The 19,985-nt window shown below is 66.5% G+C and carries 17 protein-coding genes and 1 pseudogene; 7 read left to right on the top strand and 11 right to left on the bottom strand.

Annotated features, from left to right (window positions below; genetic code table 11):
• Positions 1–22 precede the first annotated feature (22 nt).
• The 5 genes from QF031_RS01505 to QF031_RS01525 form a co-directional block, all read right to left on the bottom strand.
• On the bottom strand, positions 23–982 hold the full coding sequence (locus QF031_RS01505; RefSeq protein WP_307423128.1) for an SRPBCC family protein: 960 nt from the start codon (positions 980–982) through the stop codon (positions 23–25).
• Between the two features lie 137 nt (positions 983–1,119).
• The gene (locus QF031_RS01510) at positions 1,120–1,851 is read right to left on the bottom strand and encodes a polysaccharide deacetylase family protein (protein ID WP_307423129.1); all 732 of its coding nucleotides are present in this window, start codon (positions 1,849–1,851) and stop codon (positions 1,120–1,122) included.
• Positions 1,852–2,099: 248 nt separating this feature from the next.
• A complete protein-coding gene (locus QF031_RS01515; protein WP_307423131.1) occupies positions 2,100–4,742 on the bottom strand; it encodes an exo-rhamnogalacturonan lyase family protein in 2,643 nt (880 codons plus the stop codon).
• Positions 4,743–4,878: 136 nt separating this feature from the next.
• Positions 4,879–5,046 (bottom strand): hypothetical protein, encoded by a 168-nt coding sequence (locus tag QF031_RS01520; protein ID WP_307423134.1) that lies wholly within the window; start codon positions 5,044–5,046, stop codon positions 4,879–4,881.
• A 144-nt stretch (positions 5,047–5,190) separates the two neighbouring features.
• Positions 5,191–5,667 (bottom strand): sensor histidine kinase, encoded by a 477-nt coding sequence (locus QF031_RS01525; RefSeq protein ID WP_307423136.1) that lies wholly within the window; start codon positions 5,665–5,667, stop codon positions 5,191–5,193.
• Between the two features lie 199 nt (positions 5,668–5,866).
• Between QF031_RS01525 and QF031_RS01530 the strand changes: the two genes are divergently transcribed.
• On the top strand, positions 5,867–6,619 hold the full coding sequence (locus tag QF031_RS01530; protein WP_307423138.1) for a ZIP family metal transporter: 753 nt from the start codon (positions 5,867–5,869) through the stop codon (positions 6,617–6,619).
• 11 nt (positions 6,620–6,630) lie between these two features.
• Here QF031_RS01530 and QF031_RS01535 read toward each other — a convergent pair.
• A pseudogene (locus QF031_RS01535) lies at positions 6,631–7,311 on the bottom strand (ABC transporter ATP-binding protein); the annotation flags it as partial.
• A 32-nt stretch (positions 7,312–7,343) separates the two neighbouring features.
• The gene (locus tag QF031_RS01540) at positions 7,344–8,447 is read right to left on the bottom strand and encodes an FtsX-like permease family protein (RefSeq protein ID WP_307423140.1); all 1,104 of its coding nucleotides are present in this window, start codon (positions 8,445–8,447) and stop codon (positions 7,344–7,346) included.
• Positions 8,448–8,611: 164 nt separating this feature from the next.
• Here QF031_RS01540 and QF031_RS01545 point away from each other — a divergent pair, with 164 nt between their 5' ends.
• From QF031_RS01545 to QF031_RS01560, 4 genes are all read left to right on the top strand, one after another.
• Complete coding sequence (locus QF031_RS01545; RefSeq protein ID WP_307423144.1) at positions 8,612–9,922, top strand: sensor histidine kinase; 1,311 nt, start codon at positions 8,612–8,614, stop codon at positions 9,920–9,922.
• On the top strand, positions 9,919–10,578 hold the full coding sequence (locus tag QF031_RS01550) for a response regulator (protein ID WP_307423147.1): 660 nt from the start codon (positions 9,919–9,921) through the stop codon (positions 10,576–10,578). The genes QF031_RS01545 and QF031_RS01550 overlap by 4 nt, the downstream gene beginning before the upstream one ends.
• An 84-nt stretch (positions 10,579–10,662) precedes the next feature.
• The gene (locus QF031_RS01555) at positions 10,663–12,276 is read left to right on the top strand and encodes an AMP-binding protein (RefSeq protein WP_307423150.1); all 1,614 of its coding nucleotides are present in this window, start codon (positions 10,663–10,665) and stop codon (positions 12,274–12,276) included.
• An 83-nt stretch (positions 12,277–12,359) separates the two neighbouring features.
• Entirely contained in the window at positions 12,360–12,545 is a 186-nt protein-coding gene (locus QF031_RS01560; RefSeq protein WP_307423154.1) for a hypothetical protein, read from the top strand.
• Between the two features lie 180 nt (positions 12,546–12,725).
• Here QF031_RS01560 and QF031_RS01565 read toward each other — a convergent pair whose 3' ends face one another.
• Entirely contained in the window at positions 12,726–13,034 is a 309-nt protein-coding gene (locus tag QF031_RS01565; RefSeq protein WP_307423156.1) for an antibiotic biosynthesis monooxygenase family protein, read from the bottom strand.
• Positions 13,035–13,070: 36 nt separating this feature from the next.
• The gene (locus QF031_RS01570; RefSeq protein WP_307423160.1) at positions 13,071–13,589 is read right to left on the bottom strand and encodes a GNAT family N-acetyltransferase; all 519 of its coding nucleotides are present in this window, start codon (positions 13,587–13,589) and stop codon (positions 13,071–13,073) included.
• Positions 13,590–13,694: 105 nt separating this feature from the next.
• Here QF031_RS01570 and QF031_RS01575 point away from each other — a divergent pair, with 105 nt between their 5' ends.
• The gene (locus QF031_RS01575) at positions 13,695–14,900 is read left to right on the top strand and encodes a GAF domain-containing sensor histidine kinase (RefSeq protein ID WP_307423161.1); all 1,206 of its coding nucleotides are present in this window, start codon (positions 13,695–13,697) and stop codon (positions 14,898–14,900) included.
• Between the two features lie 68 nt (positions 14,901–14,968).
• On the opposite strand, the gene katG is transcribed toward QF031_RS01575, so the two are convergent.
• Positions 14,969–17,263, bottom strand: a complete 2,295-nt coding sequence (katG, locus tag QF031_RS01580) for a catalase/peroxidase HPI (RefSeq protein ID WP_307423164.1) — start codon at positions 17,261–17,263, stop codon at positions 14,969–14,971.
• A 325-nt stretch (positions 17,264–17,588) separates the two neighbouring features.
• Here katG and QF031_RS01585 point away from each other — a divergent pair, with 325 nt between their 5' ends.
• Complete coding sequence (locus QF031_RS01585; protein WP_307423169.1) at positions 17,589–18,680, top strand: SDR family oxidoreductase; 1,092 nt, start codon at positions 17,589–17,591, stop codon at positions 18,678–18,680.
• Here QF031_RS01585 and QF031_RS01590 read toward each other — a convergent pair.
• Entirely contained in the window at positions 18,634–19,683 is a 1,050-nt protein-coding gene (locus QF031_RS01590; protein WP_307423172.1) for an MFS transporter, read from the bottom strand. The two genes, QF031_RS01585 and QF031_RS01590, sit on opposite strands and share 47 nt — an antisense overlap.
• Positions 19,684–19,985 lie beyond the last annotated feature (302 nt).

The raw sequence follows: 19,985 nt of genomic DNA on the forward strand, positions 1-19,985 counted from the left end.
GCCGGGTCAGCAGCCGGGCGGGTCAGTGGCCGCCGAGGTTGCCGCCGACGGGCGGGAGTCCGCCTTCGGTTCCGCGGTTGCCCTCGCGCCGTTCACCGGCGCTCAGGTTTTCGCCTTCCAGCGTCTCGTCGGACTCGCCGGTGGCATCCACCAGGCCGTTGGTCTGATCGAACTGGTGGCCGATCCGGCTGTCGTCCAGGTCGGCAACGGAACCGGTGGAGCCGGCAGCCGCCGTCGTACCCGCTGCAGGTACTCCGGTGCCCGCGTCCGCTGCACCCGTGGTGGCCCCGGTGGTGAGGGGCTCTGCGGGTACAACCGGTTCTGCCGGGACCACGGGGGTGGTTTCCGTAACCGTCACGTCAGCGGTCTCCGTCTTGTCCTTGTTGCCGCTGGCCGCCATTGCAGCTGCCGCTCCCGCAACCGCCGCAACGCCAACGCCGGCCGCAACCTTGCCGGAGACGCCGGCCTTGCCGGAATCGCCGCGGGAGGCACCTGCGTGTTCTACGCCCGGCGTCCCCACAGTGGCGCCGGGGTTGACGGCGCCGCGCCAGGCGCCGCTGGCGTAGCCCTCGTCCTCAATGAATTCCTTGAACTTCTGCAGGTCCGATTCGGCCTGCCGGTCCACGACGTTAAGCTTGTCGCCCACCTTCTCGATCATGCCTTCGGGCTCGTATTCGAGGGTCAGCTGGATGGAGGTTTGGCCGCCTCCCACGTCCTCGAAATCCACCGCGCCGGCGTTTGTGGCGCCTTCGGTGGCGGCCCAGGCAACCCGGCGGTCCGGGACCTGCTCCAGGATCTTGGCCTCCCACTGCCTTCGGATTCCGCCGATCTCGGCCACCCACTCGAGCCGGTCGTCACTGAGCTGCGTGACGCTCTTGACGCCGCCCATGAAGTGCGGGAACTCCTCGAACTGTGTCCACTGGTTGTAGGCCGTGCCCACCGGTACGTTCACCAGAATGCGTTTTTCCACCTTCGTGCTCATAACGTCTCCTTTGCTCTGTTACCGGAAGCTGATGAGTGTTAGCCAAATTCATCAGCATGCTTACCAACATACCTTTTGGTCGTTCCGGTTTCCAGAGCGGGCGGTGCAAAAGGTGAAACCGCCGGTGCCGGGCCTGCCTAAGGCGCCACCACGACGCCGTAGGAACCCTCGTTCAGCGCGCTGGGCTTAGAGGAAGGAGCCACGACGCCAAATTCGTAGCCCTCGGCCCGGATTGCGTCAATGGTGCTGGACAGGTAGTTCCACTGCGACGCCGGGCAGGACAAGACGTCATTGCCGTCGTGGAGCAGGATGATTGCACCGGGGGCAACCTCATCCAGCACGTACTTCTGGACTCCAGCTGCGCCGGGGCACTCGTAATCGCCGGGTTCGCCGACCTCCCAGTGCCATTGGATGCCGCCGCTCATGCCGATGTTCCTGAGGTAGTTCAGCGCGTAGGAGGTGCTGTTGCCGAACGGGAAGCGCATCAACGTGGGTGTGGTGCCGGTGATCGCTTTGATCGCGGTATTGGTACGGTCAACCTCCTGCTTCTGGTTCGCTTGGGTCAGGTCAGGGAAGTTGGCGTGGTCCCAGGAGTGGTTGCCGATCACGTGTCCCTCGGCTTTGATCCGCCGGACGAGGTCGGGGTACTGCTGCACGTGGGAGCCCTGGAGGAAGAACGTGGCCTTGACGTTCTTCTCCTTGAGGACGTCGAGGACAAAGGCGGTGCGCTCGGCCGAAGGCCCGTCATCGAAGGTCAAGCCGATCAGCGGTTTGTCTGCAGCCTGGGCCGAAGCGGCGGGGCCCCCGGCGATCAGGGCCAGGATCAGACTCAGGGCAGCCAAAGCCATGACTGCAATCTTGCTCTTCATGGTGCTCTTTTCCCTTCCCAAGGTTGCTTTCAACCTTGTTTAGGTGAGCACCATAGGGCTGCCTTAAAGGGGGTGTAAACAGGCGCCGTGCGTCGACTGCGTAACTTCTGTTAGCGCGCAAGAGCTCCGTTACCCAGCCGTTACCTTCCGCTTCCAAGGGCGGGGAAGACGGACGACGGCGGCACTTGGCCTGGCGGGGAATGGCAAGGCGGGTGCCGCCGTCGTTGGTTCTGGCCGGGAATGCTGCGTCAGTCCAGGTGGTCGCCCACCAAGGCGAGGTTTTGGATGACTGCAAGGCCGAACTGGGCGGTGTCGTTGGTGGAGACGGTCGGCGCCTCGTCCACGGGCAGCAGCACGCAAGGCGGCTCAATCTTCCTCAGGGAGAACGCTGATTGGTGGTTCAGGTGCTCACCGCCCTCGGCGAAGCTCTCCCAGGCCCGCGCTGCAAGGTCACGGTCCTGCAAACGTGCGGCCGCATACGCGGTGAGCCGGCTGTGCGCCTGCGTGAGATAGATGCCTTCGAGCGGCTGGCCCACCGCTTCCACCTGATCCTCCTTGGTGGCCAGGAACAGGCGGCAGTACTGCAGCCAGGCCCGCTCGAACTCCGGATCATCCACCAGGTCCACCAGCTCGCTGCAGATTTCCACCAGTCCAAACACGGCGCTGAGGTGTGAAACGGAAATCTGCTCCCGCCCGGTATCGAACCGGCCCGTGTCCAGGTCATACAGCGCCTCGCCGGTGAGGAAGCCGTACTTCAGCGCGCCGATGTCCGCCATGGTGCCCAGCAGCCGGTCGCGGGAGCGGGGGTTGCCGGTGCGTTCCCAGTCAGTCAGCCACGTGGCCGCGAGCGAACCCCAGTCCGTGCCGAGACCCACGCCCAGGGCGCCCCGGTTGGGGCGGTAGGTGGCGGCGTCCGGGCGGACCTTGCGGACGGGGTCCAGGCCCAGGAAGTTCTGGTCGCTGTCCACCAGCTCGGTGAGCAGGTCCCCGGTGCGCTCGTCCGCGGTCAGGTAGTAGTAGAAGCGGCGGTAGGCCGGGGTGCTGATCCGCAGCTGCTTGGCGCTGCAGCCCCAGTGCTGGACGTTGTGCCGCGACCCCAGGCCCTTCCATGGGCCCAGGTGGTAGACGTCCACTTCGCCGGTGTGCCGGGTCATGGCCTCGGCAAAGCGGAAGATGTCCGCCCGGCCGGAGCGAAGGTAGGAGTACCACAGCCAGAGGTCAGGGGAGAGTTCGGAGTTGTCCCAGGCGTAGCCGCCCACGTCGTAGCGCCACACGTGCCGGTCAAAGTCGTACGTGTGCATCACGTCGCCGTAGTTCCAGAACCCGTACCACCGCCGCTGCTCCACTTGTCCGGCGTAGAAGTCGAACAGGAAGTCCAGCCGGTCTTCCAGGCTCGCCCGTGCCGGGGTGCTGCGGTCCACCGGGGCCCAGTCGCCGAACACGCCTGCGGAGTGCAGGTACTCCGGGGTTGCCTGCAGCAGGGCGGGGGCGGACGCGGAAGCAGCGTCCGCGGCCAGGCTTTCGGTTGGCGGGGTGGCTTCATAGGCGAACAGGGTCAGCTCATGGGTGCGGGCAATGCCGGCCGGGTTGCCGAACCCCGGCTCGTAGTCCTCGTACGTTATTTCCAAGCCTTCGAGCTGTTCCTCGAACGTGTCCTGCCCCAGGCCATCGTGGTAGAACCTCAGATCCATGGGCTGCGCTTCGGGTGAGTACAGCCAGGCCGTCACAGAGGCTTGGCCGGTGGCGGCGCCGCGGATATCCAGCTGCCCCGGGTGGGACTGCCAGAAGTCCTTGACCCCCACGCCCAATCCGCCCCGGGTGTCGCTGAGCGAGCAGAAGCCAGCCGAGCGGGTCCCGCCGGAAATCCCCACCCAGCCGTGGCCGGCGGCGGTCCGCTTGCGGAGCTCGAAGCCGTCCGCACTGAGCTGGCTGAGCGTGTAATCGCCCCACGCGGGAATCAGGTGCAGGCGGTTGGAGACTTCCGGGTTCCAGGTGTCCAGCTGGGGAGTGGGGCGGCCGGTGATCTGGGCCTCGCGCACCTCCGCGCCGGGGTCGCGGCGCAGGCCGGTGAGGCCGCGGACCGCCTCAGTGAGGAATCCGCCGTCGGCTCCGGCAATACGGATGTGGCGGTTGTGCAGCTCGTCCTCCAGCGGCACCGTGAAGCGCACGCCGAGTCCGGCAAGGAAATCCCGCTCCGCGTCCCCGTCCCAGATAAAGGAGTGCACCATGCGGACGCTGCGGGCATTGGCGTGGAAGTAGAAGCGCACGGTGAACGGCAGCCAGGCCCGCCTTCCACTTTCAGGCGTGTCGGGGCGGTGGTTGCCTTCCAGCCGCACCACGGCGCGGACCGGTCCGCTTTGTTCGAGGACGACAGCGGTGACCTCACCGGTGAACGGATTGCGGCCCACCGTTCCGGCGCCTTCCGGAATGCCGTCCTGCAGGAGGCTCACAAGCGTGGCGTCGCGGGCAACTTCCCGGCCGTCCCGGGTCAGGCTGGTGAACAGGGTGGATCCGCTGCGGTGGATCACCATTTGCAGGACCCCGGTGTCCACGGTCAGGGCGTCGGCACCTTCGGTGACCGTGACTGAGGAAGCGTCCGACGGCGGCCGGCTGGCGGCGGTGGCTGTCCCGCCGTCGGCCGCCACGCGGTAGGTGTCTGACGGTGAATCTGTCGCCGGCAGGGCAATGCCTGCCCACTTCAAGGATCCATCAGGCCAGGTTGCCAGCGGCCACGCCTGGCTGGGGACGTTCGTGCCGGTAGCGTCCGTGACTGTCAGGGCCTCTGTCCCGGGCACTGTGCCGCGGGCGAATGGCATGCCCCATGTGGTTCCGCCGCTGATTTCCGTCGGGGCCTGCCCGTCGATCCACCTGATGAGGGTGCTGTCCGTCATGTCATCCAATTCCACTGGTGATTGCTGCTGCGTGTCTGAGCCTGAGACAATGGGAAAGCGCTTTCTCGGCCCGAGTTACAACGTAGTAGATCAGTGGAAGGCGTGCAAGGGGTCTATCAATCCCGGACAGTAAAAGCTACTTGCTGGCGCCGCCGTCGCCCGCCGTTCCGTCTGCGGGATCCGCTCCTTCTGCGGGGTCCTGGGGGTGGACGCGCAGGCCGTTGGGGTCAGCGTTGGGGTCGCCTTCCGCCGGTGCCTCGTTGTGGACGCGGTCGTCGTCGTCCTTGGCTGGATTTTCAGTCATGGCTGCTCCTGGCATGAGTAGGGCTGGGAACGTTCGTTTGCGGCATCCTCATTCAGCGCCCCGCACCCGGGCCTGTCAAGCACCATCCACCCACTCTGGCCGCAGCTGGCCCCGTATGCCGGGCGCCGCTTTTCGTTGCGGGCGTCAGTCCAGCGGCAGGGTGACTGTGACGCTGGTGCCCCGGCCGGGGCTGGAGGTGATGTCCACCGTTCCGCCGGCTTCCTGGACGGCGACCGACATGAGGCGGAGTCCATACCCGTGATGCCGCCCGCAGGTGGCGAGGCTGCTGTCAAAGCCCGTGCCGTCGTCGGACACCACCAGACGGATGCCGTGGTCAACGGCTGCAAGCTGGATGCCCAGAGTGTGAGCCGAGGAGTATTTGAACGCGTTGCTCAGTACCTCACGGGCGGACTGGTACAGCAGGGACGCGGAATCCGCCGGGATCTCAATGCCCCAGTGCGGGGTGTCCCAGTGAACCACGGTCCCGCGCTGCCGCAGGGGTGCTGTGAGCCGGTCAATGCACCCGGCCACCCCCAGCGTGTGGAAGTCCAGCGGCCGCCGGTCTGTCAGCACGCCGCCTACGGTTGTGACTTCGTTGTCCAACGCTGTTCTGCTTCCCATGACTTCCTGCTCCCCAAAAGCTTTGTCCTATGGCTCAAGCGTGGACCTGCAACGTCTAGGGTCGGCAAGGTTTACCTCAAGATCCCATCAATTCCGGGTGCGGCGTGTGGCCTACGGCGGAGCCTGTCCCAGAAGCACCGGGATGGCGGCCCGGCTGCTCCTTGTGTTTCATTTCGGCCGGGCTGGGGACGGAACATGTATGCCCAATTGGTTGATGTCACTTGTATGGGGCACCGGCGCCGGCGCGGCCCTGGTGCTGGGAGCCGCTGTGTCCTGGCGGTGGTCCATACCGTCAAAGGTCGTTTCCACCATCATGTCGTTTGGCGCGGGTGTGTTGATTTCCGCCCTTGCCTTTGAGCTTGTTGACGAGGCCGTCAAGGGCGGCGGGCTGTGGCCGACGGCGGCCGGCTTCCTGGCCGGCGCAGTGGTGTATGTCGGTGCCAACATGCTCCTGGCCAGGGCAGGCGCCAAGCACCGCAAGCGGTCCGGCGCCCAGCAGCCCTCCGAAAAGGAGGACCCGGGCAGCGGCACGGCCATCGCCGTCGGAGCATTGCTGGACGGAGTGCCCGAATCCGTGGTCCTGGGCGTCGGCCTGCTTGCCGGAGGAGCGGTGAGCCCGGCCATGCTGGCGGCCGTCTTCATTTCCAACGTGCCGGAGGGGTTGTCGGGTACCGCCGGCATGAAGAAGGCCGGCCGGAGCCGCAATTACGTGTTCGGGCTCTGGGGCGTCATCGCGATCCTGAGCGGGGTGGCCGCGCTGCTGGGGTACGTGGCCCTGGAGAACGCGCCGGATGAACTGGTGGCGTTCATAACGGCTGTTGCCGCCGGCGGCATCCTGGCCATGCTGGCGGACACCATGATTCCGGAGGCCTTCGAGGAGCACCACAACCTCACCGGGCTGACCGCATCGGTGGGCTTCCTGACGGCGTTCACGGTGCACCATTTGGGGTGAGTGCCAGGGCCGGGGGCCGTCAACCGGCCATCCCGCATGCTGGCCACCAGGTCCGTCAGCGGCACGAATTCGGTGTCATGCGTGACCATCACCGTGGCCACCGAGAACTCCGTGGTCACCTGCCGCAGCAGACGGACCACCGAGGCGCTTCGCTCATGGTCCAGGGCCGCCGTCGGCTCGTCCACCAGCAGCACTTTCGGACTGCCCATGAGAGCCCGGGCGATGTTGGCTCGCTGGCGCTGGCCGCCGGAGAGCTGGTGCGGGAGCTTGCCCGCGCTCGCTGAAAGCCCGACGACATCCAGCAGCTCGCCTGCCCTGGTCCGGGCCGTTTTGGCGGACCGCCCACGCAGGTGGTCGCTGATGATGAGCTGTTCGACGGCGGTGAGTGACGGGAGCAGGTTGGGCTGCTGGAAGATGATGCCCACTTTCGCCCGCCGCAGTGCCGTGAGCTCCTTGTCCTTCAGGCCGGCCGTGTCGGTGCCGTCGATGATCACCCGGCCGCTGGTTGGGCGGACCAGGGTGGCGGCGGTGGCCAGGAGGCTCGACTTTCCGGACCCCGAGGGGCCGACGAGTGCCACAAGCTGACCGGCTTCCGCTGTGAGGCTGACCCGGTCCAGGGCAGTGGTGGTGCCGCCGCCGTCGGGATATTCGAGGGTGACGTTGACCAGGTTCAGGGGAACAGTTGTGGTCATGATGAATTCCTTTTCAAAGGAGGGATGAGGGGTTAGTTGCCGCCGAGCGCCAGGAGCGCGTCGACTTTGGTGACGCGGCGGACGGCCAGCGCTGCACCGGCCAGGCCCAGGGCAACGATCCCGACGACGGGAAGCACCGTGGTGCCAACGTTCAGCTGGAAGGGGGCAGCCTGGGCCGCGAAAACCCCCGCGGCAACTCCCACGGCTCCGCCGACTCCGGCGCCCGCCAGCAGCACAATGGTGGCCTGGGTCATGGCATCCCGGAGGATGTAGGAACTGGGCGCGCCCATGGCTTTCAGGACGGCTATGTCGCGGGTGCGCTGGATGGTCCAGACGGTCAGGAAGGCGACGATCACCAGCGCCGAGATCCCATACAGGAACGCCTGCATCAGGGTCAGGGAGCCGTTTTCGCTCTTGAAGGAGCCAAGGGCCTGGAAGGATCCAGTGCGGGACTCGCTCACCGTGTTTGCCGCGGCGTTCGCGGCGGCATCATCCACGGTGGCTCCGTCCGCATAGGTGATGGCGACGACGGTGGCCAGCTGGCGGCCGTCGGTCACGTGTGCCGCCTTGGCCCAGGCAGGCAGTGCCGTCCACACCACGCTGGTGTGCGCGTACCACTGGTCCGGCACCATCGCGGCGACCGACAGCTCCACGCCGCCGACGGACACCTTGTCGCCCTGGCCCACCGACAGCGCCTTCGCCACAGACGCCCCCACCGCAGCCGTGCCCGCAGACACCTCCACAGGCGCCAGCGGACTGCCGGCCGACACCCCGAACACCGCCACGTTTGCCGTGCCGGAACCCCCGCCCGCCTGCGCGCGGGTCTGAGTGATGCCCACGGGCTCGGCGGACTGGACGCCGGGCCGGTCCTTCCAGCTGTCCACCTGGGCGGATGTCACAGAGCTTTCGGTGTAGGACGCCTTGGGGGCGCCGGAACCGGGGGCGCCGAACGCGATGCTGTCCACCGGCTTTGCGGCTGCTGCCCCCAGCTTTCCGATGGCGGACGTGGATTGTTCGGCCAGGCCCGCGGTCAGGCCGGACAGCATGACCAGCAGCAGGGTGATCAGGGCTACGACGCCGCCCATCATGGCGAACCGGCCTTTGGCGAAGCGGATATCGCGGATTGCCAGGAACACGTTGTTTCTTCTCTCAGCAGGGGTTTCTTCTCGTCCTTCCACTCTTCCGGCCGGAGCCTGCGCGGGCATCGCAGGGACGGTTGATCCGCGGGAGTGGAATGGTTGATGCGTGAGTCAACCTTTCGGTTGATCCCCTGCACGTGCTCCCGGCATAAGCTGGGGAAATGCCTGCCACGCCCCTGCCGCCGTCCGTCGAGACGGCCGGCGGCAGCAAGTCCAGCGGACCCTTGGGCGCCTTGGAAAATGCGTCGTCGGCGGCCATCCTCCGCGTCCTGCGCGTCACCCTGCACACCGGATTCGCCCTGCTGCTGGCCGTAGCCCTGGCCCGGACGCTGATGGCCGGGGGTTCCCTGCGCTGGGTCTGGGCGGGCGCCGCCGTCGTCCTCGCTGCTGCGTATCTGGCCGGCACCGTGGTGGAAAAGCGCCACGCGGAAGGACGGCTGGTATTCAACCCACGGCGTTACGCCCTGCCCTGGCTGGGCGTGGTCACCGGGCTGTGGGCATTTCTGCTTGCAGGCAGCGCCGACTTCGCCTGGCTGGCCTTTCCCATTTTCTTCCTGCACCTGCACCTGCTGCCCCGGCGGCCGGCGCTGCTGATCATTGCGCTGATGACGGCGGCGGTGATCGCGTCGCAGTGGGCTGTCAGCGGTGCCCCCGTGCCGCATGCAGCGGCTGTCGTCGGGCCTGTGCTCGGCGCAGTATTCTCGGTCATCACCGGCCTCGCCTACGCAGCCCTGTACCGCGAGGCCGAAAACCAGCGGCGGGCCGCGGACCAGCTGCGCCGCACTCGGGAGGAGCTGGCGCGGTCCCAGCATGAGGCCGGCGTGCTGGCGGAGCGGGAACGGCTGGCCCGGGAAATCCACGACACCCTGGCGCAGGGACTGTCCAGCATCGTGCTGCTGGGACGCGCAGCCGGGCAATCACTTACGGACGGAGACACCGCCACCGCGTCCGGCCAGCTGGCTCTGGTGCAGCAGACTGCGGCGGACAACCTGGCCGAGGCGCGCAGTTTTGTCCGCGGCCTGACCCCGCCCCAGCTCGAAGGCACCTCGCTGGTGGAGGTGCTGCGCCGGCTCTGCGACAACACCGAGGCCGGCGCGGCGGCTTCCGGGGTGCCGCTGCGTTGCCGGCTTGAGGTGGACGGCGAGCCGCAGGAGCTCCCCCAGACGGTGCGGGTCACGCTGCTGCGGGCGGCGCAGGCGAGCCTTGCGAACGTGCGCGAACACGCACGGGCGACGGCCGCCGTCGTCAGCCTTGCCTTCCTTGGTACCGAGGTGACCATGGACGTGTACGACGACGGCACGGGTTTCGATCCGTCCGTTGCGGAAGGTGCCACGGACGCAGCGGACGGCAGCGGCTTCGGGCTGCGCTCGCTGCGGGAGCGCGTCACGGCCCTGAACGGCTTGCTGGCCGTGGAGTCGGCGCCGGGCGAGGGCACGGTGGTCGCAATCCGGCTGCCTGTGGAGGAACGGTGAGCGAGGTCCGGGTCCTGCTCGTGGACGACCACCCCGTGGTCCGCGCCGGGCTTCGTGCCATGCTCACAGGGTTCGAGGGCATCTCGATTGCCGCCGAGGCTGCTGACGGCCAGGCTGCGCTGAAGGAACTGGCACGGTTGGTGGCTTTGGGCGAGGCGCCGGATGTGGTCCTCATGGACCTGCAGATGGGGGAGGGGATGGATGGTGTCACAGCCACTGCCGAGATCCGGAAGCTGGATACTCCGCCGCCGGTGCTCATCCTCACCACGTATGACACGGACGCGGACATCCTGGCCGCGGTGGAAGCGGGAGCCAGCGGGTACATGCTGAAGGACGCGCCACCCGAGCAGCTGCGGCAGGCGGTCCTGCAGGCTGCCGCCGGCGGCACCGTGCTTGCGCCACGCGCCGCCGCGCTGCTGATGGACCGGATCAGCAACCCGGGAACTTCCCTGACCCCGCGCGAGGTGCAGCTGCTGGAACTGCTGGCCACCGGTCTGTCCAACCGCGCAATCGCCAGGCAGGTTTATATCTCCGAAGCGACCGTTAAGACCCACCTGGTGCACATCTACGGGAAGCTCGGCGTGGACAACCGAACGGCTGCGATCGCCGTCGCCACCCAGCGGCGCATCATCCGCCCACCGGGCGCCAGGGGCTGACTTTCGTCAGCGCGCGACGGCGGGGTCCCGTGCAGTACGTTTATTCCACTGCGTTTCCAGGTGCTGTTGTTCAAAGGAGAACGAATGTCCCGTCCGGTTCCAGCCGTTGATGCCCTTCTTGCCACCTACGGCGCGCCGGACGCCTGCGCAGCCGAGCTCCTCTGCGACAGCCACGATCCCAACGCCGTCGCCTTCACGGTGGTTGCCGCCGACCTCTCCGCGGAGGACATCACCTACGGGGAACTCAGGGAGCGCTCGGAACGGGGTGCCGCGGCCTTGGCAGAGTTGGGGATCGGTCCCGGAGATGCGGTGGCCACCCTGATGGGAAAGTCCGCAGACCTCGTGGTCATGCTCCTGGCCATTTGGCGGCGCGGGGCCGTCCATGTGCCCCTGTTCACGGCCTTCGCGTGGCCGGCAATCGAACTTCGCCTCACAGCGTCCGGTGCAAAGGCCGTGATCACGGACCCCGATCAGCGGGCGAAGATCCGGGAAACCCGGGCCGCCGTCGTGGTTGCCGGTGCAGAAGCATCGCAGCCGGACCTCGCGCTTACTCCGCTCCTGGCCAGACAGGAACCGGGGATCGCTGCAGAAACTGTGGGCGGTGACGGTGCCCTGGTGCTGATCTTTACGTCCGGAACCACCGGCGCCCCCAAGGGTGTGCCGGTGCCCGTCCGGGCGTTGGCCGCCTTCCGGCAGTACGTGGAACTGGGCCTGGACGTCAGTGAAGAGGATGTCTTCTGGAATGCCGCAGACCCCGGCTGGGCGTACGGCCTGTACTACGGGATCCTCGGGCCGATGGCGGCGGGGCGGCGGAACCTCCTGCTGCGCCCCGGGTTTTCCCCGGAACTCAGCTTCAAAGTGCTGGAGGCTTTCTCCGTCACCAACTTCGCGGCAGCTCCCACGGTGTACCGCACCATGCGCGCGAAAACCGGCGCCGGTACCGGGCCGTTCCAGCTTCGGCGCGCCTCCTCTGCCGGCGAACCGCTGACCCCCGAGGTGATCAGCTGGGCCCGGGAGGTGCTGGGTGTTCCGGTGCGGGACCACTACGGCCAGACCGAACACGGAATGATGATCATCAACGCCTGGCATGATGACGTGAGGTCGGAGCTGAGGCCGGGTTCCATGGGCCGCCCCCTGCCGGGATGGAGCTGCGCGGTGCTCAAGGACAACGCCGACGAGCTGGCCGAACCGGGTGAACTGGGCCGCGTAGCCGTCAACGTGGCAGAGAGCCCCATGATGTGGTTCAGGGGGTACCAGGACGCGCCGGAGAAGACGGCCGAAAGGTTCAGCGCGGACGCCAAGTGGTACCTGACCGGTGACGCGGGCATGGTGGACCAGGACGGCTACTATTTCTTCTCCTCCCGCGACGACGACGTGATCATCATGGCCGGATACCGGATTGGCCCTTTTGATGTGGAAAGCGTCCTGGCCACGCACCCGGCGGTCCTGGAAAGCGCCGTGGTGGGCGCTCCCGACGAACTGCGCGGAGAAGTCCTTGAGGCCTACGTTGTCCTGGCGGCCGGGACCACCGGCAGTGACGCATTGGTGGCCGAGCTCCAGACCATGGTCAAGACGCAGTTCGCCGCCCATGCCTATCCGCGCCGCATCCACTTCGTTGCGGACCTGCCAAAGACGCCGTCGGGAAAGCTGCAGCGCTACATCCTGAGGCAGCAGCGGACGGCGTCCCCCGGCAGCTAGGGGAGGGGAAAACTTCCCGGTACTCGGGCCCATTTTCCATTCCGGCCTGTTAGCGTGGAGGCCCAGCCACAGAAGGAGGAGCGATGTCCATCAATTCACCTGATTCACTGCCTGAGGATGAGCCGCAGGAGGGCGCGGCAGCCAGCAAGGGCAACGCCGACGGCGGGATCCCGGGCGGGAAGGACGGCGTCGGGATTTCTGATGGCGCTGCGCCCAACACCTTCGAACCGGAAGAGGACCCGGACGCTGCGGCCGATCCTGCGGACTAAGGGTCCCTTGAGCTCGTGGCTCAAGGTTGAATCAAGAATGGCCCAACATCCTGCTTTCCGGCATTTGGCCAAGCTACTGGGCGGTAACTTTTTAACTGCTTCCGCGTCAATTCCCCGGCAGGAAGCATCAGGAGCCCTCGCGCTGGAGCCAGACTCGCGCGGGGGCTCCCCCCACTTTGCCTAATCTTCAGCGTGCTGGCACTCCACCGGGCTGAAGTGTTCAACCAGCGGAAACGGCTCATAGAAGCGGTGGAGCAGAGAGCGCCACTGCTGGTACTCGGCGGATCCCCGGAAGCCGACAATGTGGTCCTCCAGGGTCTCCCACTCTACGAGCAGCAGGTAGGTGCTGGGGGATTCGATGGAGCGAGACAGGGACAGCGAGACGAAACCCGGCATCGAAGCGATGATGCTGCGGGCCTGATCGAAAGAGGCTTCGAATTCCTCTTCCTGGCCCGGAACGACCGGGAGCAGGGCATGTTCAGTGATCACCCGGCAAGTCTGGCAGATGAGCACACCGATGCTTGATTAGGTGGTAGCGATCCAATACCTGCGCTTGCCTTTGCGCGTGTCCTCGTACTGGCCCCCGTTCTTCTCGATGGTTGCCCGTGAACCCGCATTATCGTCATCGCAGGTCAGCAGGACGCGCTCGATCCCCAGTGAACGCGCGACCGGAAGCGCGCCAGCCAGCGCCTTTGCGGCGTGGCCGCGGCGCCTGGCGGAGGGCCTGACGCTGTAGCCGATGTGCCCTCCTTCGTTCAGGAGGTAGTCGTTTAGCTCATGCCGGATGGCCAGCGAGCCAACGAATGTGCCGCCGTCGACCATCCAAAGGTAGGTGCAGGGCACGTACCCGGGCTTTCGCGCTGTCCCCGGCAGGGCATCTTTGACCAGGACGTCGACGAAGTGGGCAAAGGCCTCCGGGTTCCTGAGATCTTCCAGCGCCCAGCCTGCGGCGCCTGCACCGTCCAGGTGTGCACCTTGGAACTCTGCAGTTCCTTCCAGCCAGGAAGACTGGAGGGATGGGTCCGGGATGATGAGTTGGGCCATTACAGGATCCTACTGTGCTGGCCTGTACTATCTCCCCGGGGACCCTTTGGCGGTCCGGAAGGGGGACGATTAGTGGCGGACACTCACTCGACAACAGCAACTCTGATGGATCCGGCTGAGCGGGATGAGCTACTGAGTGAATACGGCCTTGCTACCCGGGTCAACGAGGCTCCGCTGGCAGCAGTTCCGGAACTGTCTCCTGAGCCCCTCAGGAATCTCGTTGAGCTCGCCGCCGAACTCTGTGGCGTCCCCTACGGGGTAATAAACGTTGTTACGTCCGACGAGCAACGCCAGGTTGCCGCCGTCGGGATTGACGCAGGGATCTGTTCACGGCAGGACTCCATGTGTTCGAAGGTCTTCCTCTCAGGCGAGTCGACCGTGGTTCCGGATGCCTCCCTGGACCCGCGCTTCGCGGCAAACCCCTTCGTCACGGGCGAGATCGCCGCCGTAAGGTTTTATGCCTCGGTTCCCTTGGAAACGCCGTCAGGATTCGTCATTGGATCCCTCTGCGTATTCTCCGATTCAACTGCGGCCCCAAGCGGTGAGCAGCAGGACATGCTGGAGATCCTGGCCCGCCAGGCAGTGCAGTTGCTTGAACTCCAGCGGCGGACGCTGCAGCTGAACACCGCCTTGACGGAGGTCCGCGAGAGCAACGCCAAGCTGGCAGAGTTCGCCGGCCGTGTCAGCCACGACCTGCGTGGCCCGCTCACCACCATGCTGGGGTACGTGGAGATGGGCGAGGACGACGTGGATGGTGACCATCCGGCCGCAGAATATTTCCAGCTCATCGGTGCCAGTGGGCACAGGATGCTCGCCATGCTTGAAGACGTCCTCAGCTACTCACGAATGGGCGGAAGCCTCCAGCGGCAGCACGTGTCCCTCCAAAATGTGGCTGCGGACGTGGCCAACGATCTGGGCTTGTCCTTGGGGCCCGGGTCCGCCTTGGACAGCGAGGACCTGAAGCTCACTGTGGACCCCGGCCAGCTGCGCACCCTCCTGCAGAACCTGGTGGCCAATGCAGTGAACTATCCGAGCCCGGACAGGGAGCTGAGAATCCGGATCAGCGGAATCTCGAACTATCACGGGGTCACCGTCATGGTGGCGGACAACGGCAAGGGGATAGCTCCCGAGGACCGGCAGCGCGTGCTGGAGCCCCTGGTCCGGCTCCGCCGGGAGGGCGACGGACAGGGTTCCGGCCTGGGTTTGGCCATCTCCCGCCGCATCGCCGGGGCGCACGGCGGAGTGCTGAGCCTCAGGGAAACCCCGGGTGGCGGAACCACAGCCGTGGTCAGCTTTCCGGCTGACCACTAAAGCACGTTAAACGGTCCGGGCCGGCCGCGGAATGCGGCCGGCCCGGCGCGTCAATCGTTGGGCTGGGCTCAGTTCAGGTCGAAGCGGTCCAGTTCCATGACCTTGGTCCAGGCCGCCACGAAGTCGTTGACGAACTTCTCCTTGGCGTCCTCGCTTGCGTACACCTCGGCCAGTGCGCGCAGCTGGGAGTTGGAGCCAAAGACCAGGTCCACTGGGGTGGCCGTCCACTTCAGATCACCGGTGGCAACATCGGTGATCTCGTAGACATTCTCCTCGGATTCGGAGACCTTCCACTTGGTGCCGGGGGAGAGCAGGTTGACGAAGAAGTCGTTCGTCAGGACCTGCGGCTTGTCCGTCAGCACCCCGTGGCTGGAGCCGCCCACATTGGTGCCCAAAGCACGCATGCCGCCCACCAGCGCGGTCATCTCCGGCGCCGAGAGGTCCAGCATGTAAGCCTTGTCCAGCAGGAGGGTTTCCGGCGGGAGCTTCTGGCCGGGGCGCAGGTAGTTCCGGAAACCGTCCGCCCGCGGCTGCAGATACTGGAAGGATTCGACGTCGGTCTGTTCCTCTGTGGCGTCGGTGCGGCCCGGACGGAACGGCACTGTGACGGGGAACCCGGCGTCGGACGCGGCCTTTTCCACGGCAGTCGCGCCACCCAGGACGATCAGGTCCGCGAGCGAAACCTTCTTGCCGCCGGACTGTGCCGAGTTGAACTCTTCCTGGACGCGCTCAAGCACCGGAAGTACCGTGGCCAGCTGCTCAGGTTCGTGGGCTTCCCAGCTGCGCTGCGGCTCCAGCCGGATCCGGCCACCATTGGCGCCACCGCGGCGGTCTGTCTTGCGGTAGGTGGCGGCGGAGGCCCAGGCGGTGCCCGCAAGCTGCGGGATGGTCAGGCCGGAGTCAAGGAGTTTCGCCTTGAGCTGGGCGATGTCCTGTTCGTCGATCAGTTCATGGTCGACGGCGGGAACGGGATCCTGCCACGGCTGCGCCTCGGGAACCCAGGGGCCCAGCATGTGCGGGCCCACGGGGCCCATGTCGCGGTGCAGGAGCTTGTACCAGGCCTTGGCGAACGCCAGGGCGAATTCGTCCGGGTTCTCCAGGAAGCGCCGGCCGATCTTCTCGTAGGTGGGGTCGAAGCGCAGCGACAGGTCCGTGGTCAGCATGGTGGGGCGGTGCTTCTTGTTGGGGTCGTGCGCATCCGGGATGATCTCGGGGCCGTCCTTGGCAACCCACTGGTGGGCGCCGCCGGGGCTCTTGACCAGTTCCCACTCGTACTCGAAGAGGATCTCCAGGAAGCGGTTGCTCCACTGCGTGGGCCTATCAGTCCAGGTGACTTCCAGTCCCGAGGTGATGGTGTCGCCGCCCTTGCCGGAACCGTAGGTGCTGAGCCAGCCCAGGCCCTGCGCCTCCAGGTCGGCGCCCTCCGGCTCGGGGCCTACGTGCGCATCGGCGGGGCCCGCGCCGTGGGTCTTGCCGAACGTGTGGCCGCCCGCGATCAGCGCAAAAGTCTCTTCATCGTTCATCGCCATGCGCTTGAACGTCTCCCGGATGAACGCGGCCGCAGCCACCGGGTCCGGGTTGCCCATGGGGCCTTCGGGGTTGACGTAGATCAGGCCCATCTCGGTGGAACCCACCTCGTCGGACATTTGTCCTTCGCCGACGTACCGCTCGTCGCCGAGCCAGGCGTCCTCCGGACCCCAGAAGATCTGCTCGGGTTCCCACACATCCTCGCGGCCAAAAGCGAAGCCGAACGTCTTGAAACCCATGGACTCCAGGGCCACGTTGCCCGCGAGGACCAGCAGGTCGGCCCAGGAAAGCTTCTGGCCGTACTTCTGCTTGACCGGCCACAGCAGCCGCCGTGCCTTGTCCAGGTTGGCGTTGTCCGGCCAGCTGTTCAGCGGGGCGAACCGCTGGCTGCCGTCCCCGGCGCCGCCGCGGCCGTCGTGGACGCGGTAGGTTCCGGCGGCGTGCCAGCTCAGGCGGATCATCAGGCCGCCGTAGTGGCCGAAGTCTGCCGGCCACCAATCCTGCGAGGTGGTGAGGACCTCGGTGATGTCCCTCTTGAGGGCGTCAACGTCGAGCTTCTGGAACTCCTCCCGGTAGCTGAAGGAGGGGTCGAGGGGGTTGCTTGCCTGGCCATGGGTGTGTAGCACGGAGAGGTCCAGCTGGTTGGGCCACCAGTCCTGGTTTGTCCGCGGCCGGTGTCCCTTGGGCTGCGGAGAATCGATCGCCGGGTTTTCACTCTCGCTGCCCTGGGCGGTGGCGCTGCCGTGGGCCACCGGGCACCCGCCTTCAACCTTCTGGTCCAGGCCCTGTGCGCTCCCGGGAGTGGGGACCGGGGGATGGTCTTGGGGTTCGGTCATGTGCTTTTTCCTTCCGTTGGGCCGAGGCCGCCGTTGGACTCGGGCAGCCGGTGCAACCCTCCTATTTGAACATGGACGGGTGACAGCGCAAGTCACACCTACGCCATGGGTGAAACCCTGCCTGTCGTCGCCCTGACCGAACAAATCCCGCCCAACGCTCCCCAAGACATTCCCACGTATGGAATATCTGCCGGACGCGGCGGCTTGTCGCCAGTGGGCCCTTGATGCCCCAGGTTCCCGGCGCGGCGCAGCGTGCGGCCTCCGCCCGAAGCGTGAGGCCGTGCTGACGCGCGGACACACCAGCACCCCAACCAAGAGGAGCACTATGACCATCGGATCAGGAACAGCAGCGGGCAGCGGACGAACGGCCCTGGTAGTGGGGGCCACCGGAATCGCAGGTTCCGCCCTGGTGGACAACCTGGTTGGCGAAGGCTGGACGGTCCTTGCTTTGTCCCGCTGGCCTGGACCCGACCGCGCCGGCGTCACGTGGCTTTCTGCCGATCTGACCTCGGCTGACTCCCTGGCCGCTGTGCTTGCTCCGGAGAACCCCTCCCACGTCTTCTTTACGGCCTGGTCGCGGCGGAACACTGAGGAAGAGAACATCGCCGTCAACGCCGCCATGCTGCGGGATCTGCTTGCCGCACTGCGGGGCAAGGAGGTGGCCCATGTTGCCCTGATGACAGGGCTCAAGCACTATCTGGGACCGTTCGAAGCCTACGCCGCCGGGGAAATGCCGGACACGCCCTTTCACGAAGAGGAACCGCGCCTTCCGGTGGCTAACTTCTACTACGCCCAGGAGGATGAACTCTGGGCGGCAGCGGCGGAGCAGGGGTTCACCTGGTCCGTGCACCGTGCCCACACGGTCATCGGGCATGCGGTGGGCAACGCGATGAACATGGGCCTGACGCTCGCCGCGCAGGCCACCCTGTGCCGCGACAGCGGGCAGCCGTTCGTGTTCCCGGGGTCTGAAACGCAGTGGAACGGCCTCACTGACATGACGGATGCAGGCCTGCTTGCCGAGCACATGCTCTGGGCCTCCACCACCCCCGCGGCCGCCAACGAGGCCTTCAACATCGTCAACGGCGACGTTTTCCGCTGGCGCTGGATGTGGCCGAAACTCGCAGCCTACTTCGGCGTGGAGTGGGAGGGGTTCCAGGGAGAGCCCCGTCCGCTCGAACGGTCCATGGCTGGCCGGGAGGACCAGTGGCGGCGGATTGCCGAGGAGAACAACCTCAGCGAACCGGACCTGGGCCGCGTTGCGAGCTGGTGGCACACCGACGGCGACCTGGGGCGGAACATCGAGGTGGTCACGGACATGGGCAAGAGCAGGGATGCAGGGTTTACGGGCTATCGGCGGACGCTGGACGCATTCACCGCACTGTTTGACCGCTACCGCGCCGATCGCTTGATTCCCTGATCACGCGGTCACGGCCGGCGAGCAGACCCATCAACGCCAGCACTGCCATGGCGCCGGCGGTGACGAGCAGCGGAAGGGTCCACTCTCCGGTCGCGTCGTGCAGTGCGCCGAAAGCCACCGGGCCCACCGCGGCCAGGCCGTACCCCACGGACTGGGCCATGCCGGACAGTGCTGCTGCCTGCGGGTGGTTCACGCTCCGGAGGCTGAACAGGGACAGGGCAATGACAATAAGGCTGCCGCACCCGAGGGCGCCGAGAACGACCCACAGCAGGATGAGGTCCGGTGCGAGTGCCAGGCCAAGAAAGGTCACGAACGCCAGCGCCCCGCCCGTGAAGGATACGAGCCGTTGATCCGAACCCCGGTGCAGGATCCCGCCCGCCCCAAGGCTGGCGAAGACACTGATCAGGAGGAAAACAGACAAGTGCACGCCGGCCGTGGTGGCTGCCACCCCGCGGCTTTGCTCGATGGTGGGCAGCCATGCCATCAGGACGTAAAAAGCGATCGATTGCAGTCCCATGAACAGCGTCACCTGCCAGCCCAGGGCTGAGCCCCAGGGTGACCGGTATGCGGCTTCCGCTTGGGCAGCATGCGCGGCGCTTGTCCTGTGCCGGCGCAGCCAGGGGAGGAGCACCGCCATGGCGATGAGGGCGAGTCCCACCCAGACTCCCAGGGCAAGCCGCCACCCCGCCGGGGACGTTTGGGCCACGGGAACGACGACGGCGGCCCCCACCGCTGCGAAGGCCGCCTGGGTGGCGGTGTAGCTTCCGGTGACCTGGCTGACCCGCAACGGAAAGTCCCGTTTGACGAGGGAGGGCACCAGGACATTGAGGAACGCTATGGCCACGCCGATCAGTATCGTTCCCGCCCAGATAAAGCCAGGCACGGGCAGGGAACGAAGCACGATGCCCGCGGCGAGGATCAGCAGGGACAGCCACAGTGCCCGGTCCAGGGCCCAGGCGGGAAGCGAATCCGGGGGCCAGGGGCGAGAAGACCGCGAAGGCAATAAGGGGGAGGCCGGTTAGGAATCCCGCTGCGGCACTGGACAGGCCAAGGTCGCTGCTGATGTTGACGAGTACCGGTCCCACACTGACAAACGACACCCGGAGGTTGACCGCGATGAGCAGGACGCCGATGAAGGCAAGGCCGAACCTGGCAGTGCGGTGCGGGGCATTCCGTGTGGTGGCAAACATGCGTCGGTTCTTCCATCCTTCGGTGCGGTGGCGCGTTCATGACGCCCCCTCCAGTTCTCTCACACTGACGTACCCACCGACACCTCCTAATCCTCGGCGCGTCCGTTGACTACGC

Origin of the sequence: Pseudarthrobacter defluvii (assembly GCF_030816725.1) — a bacterium.
In the GTDB taxonomy this organism is placed as follows: Bacteria; Actinomycetota; Actinomycetes; order Actinomycetales; family Micrococcaceae; genus Arthrobacter; species Arthrobacter defluvii_A.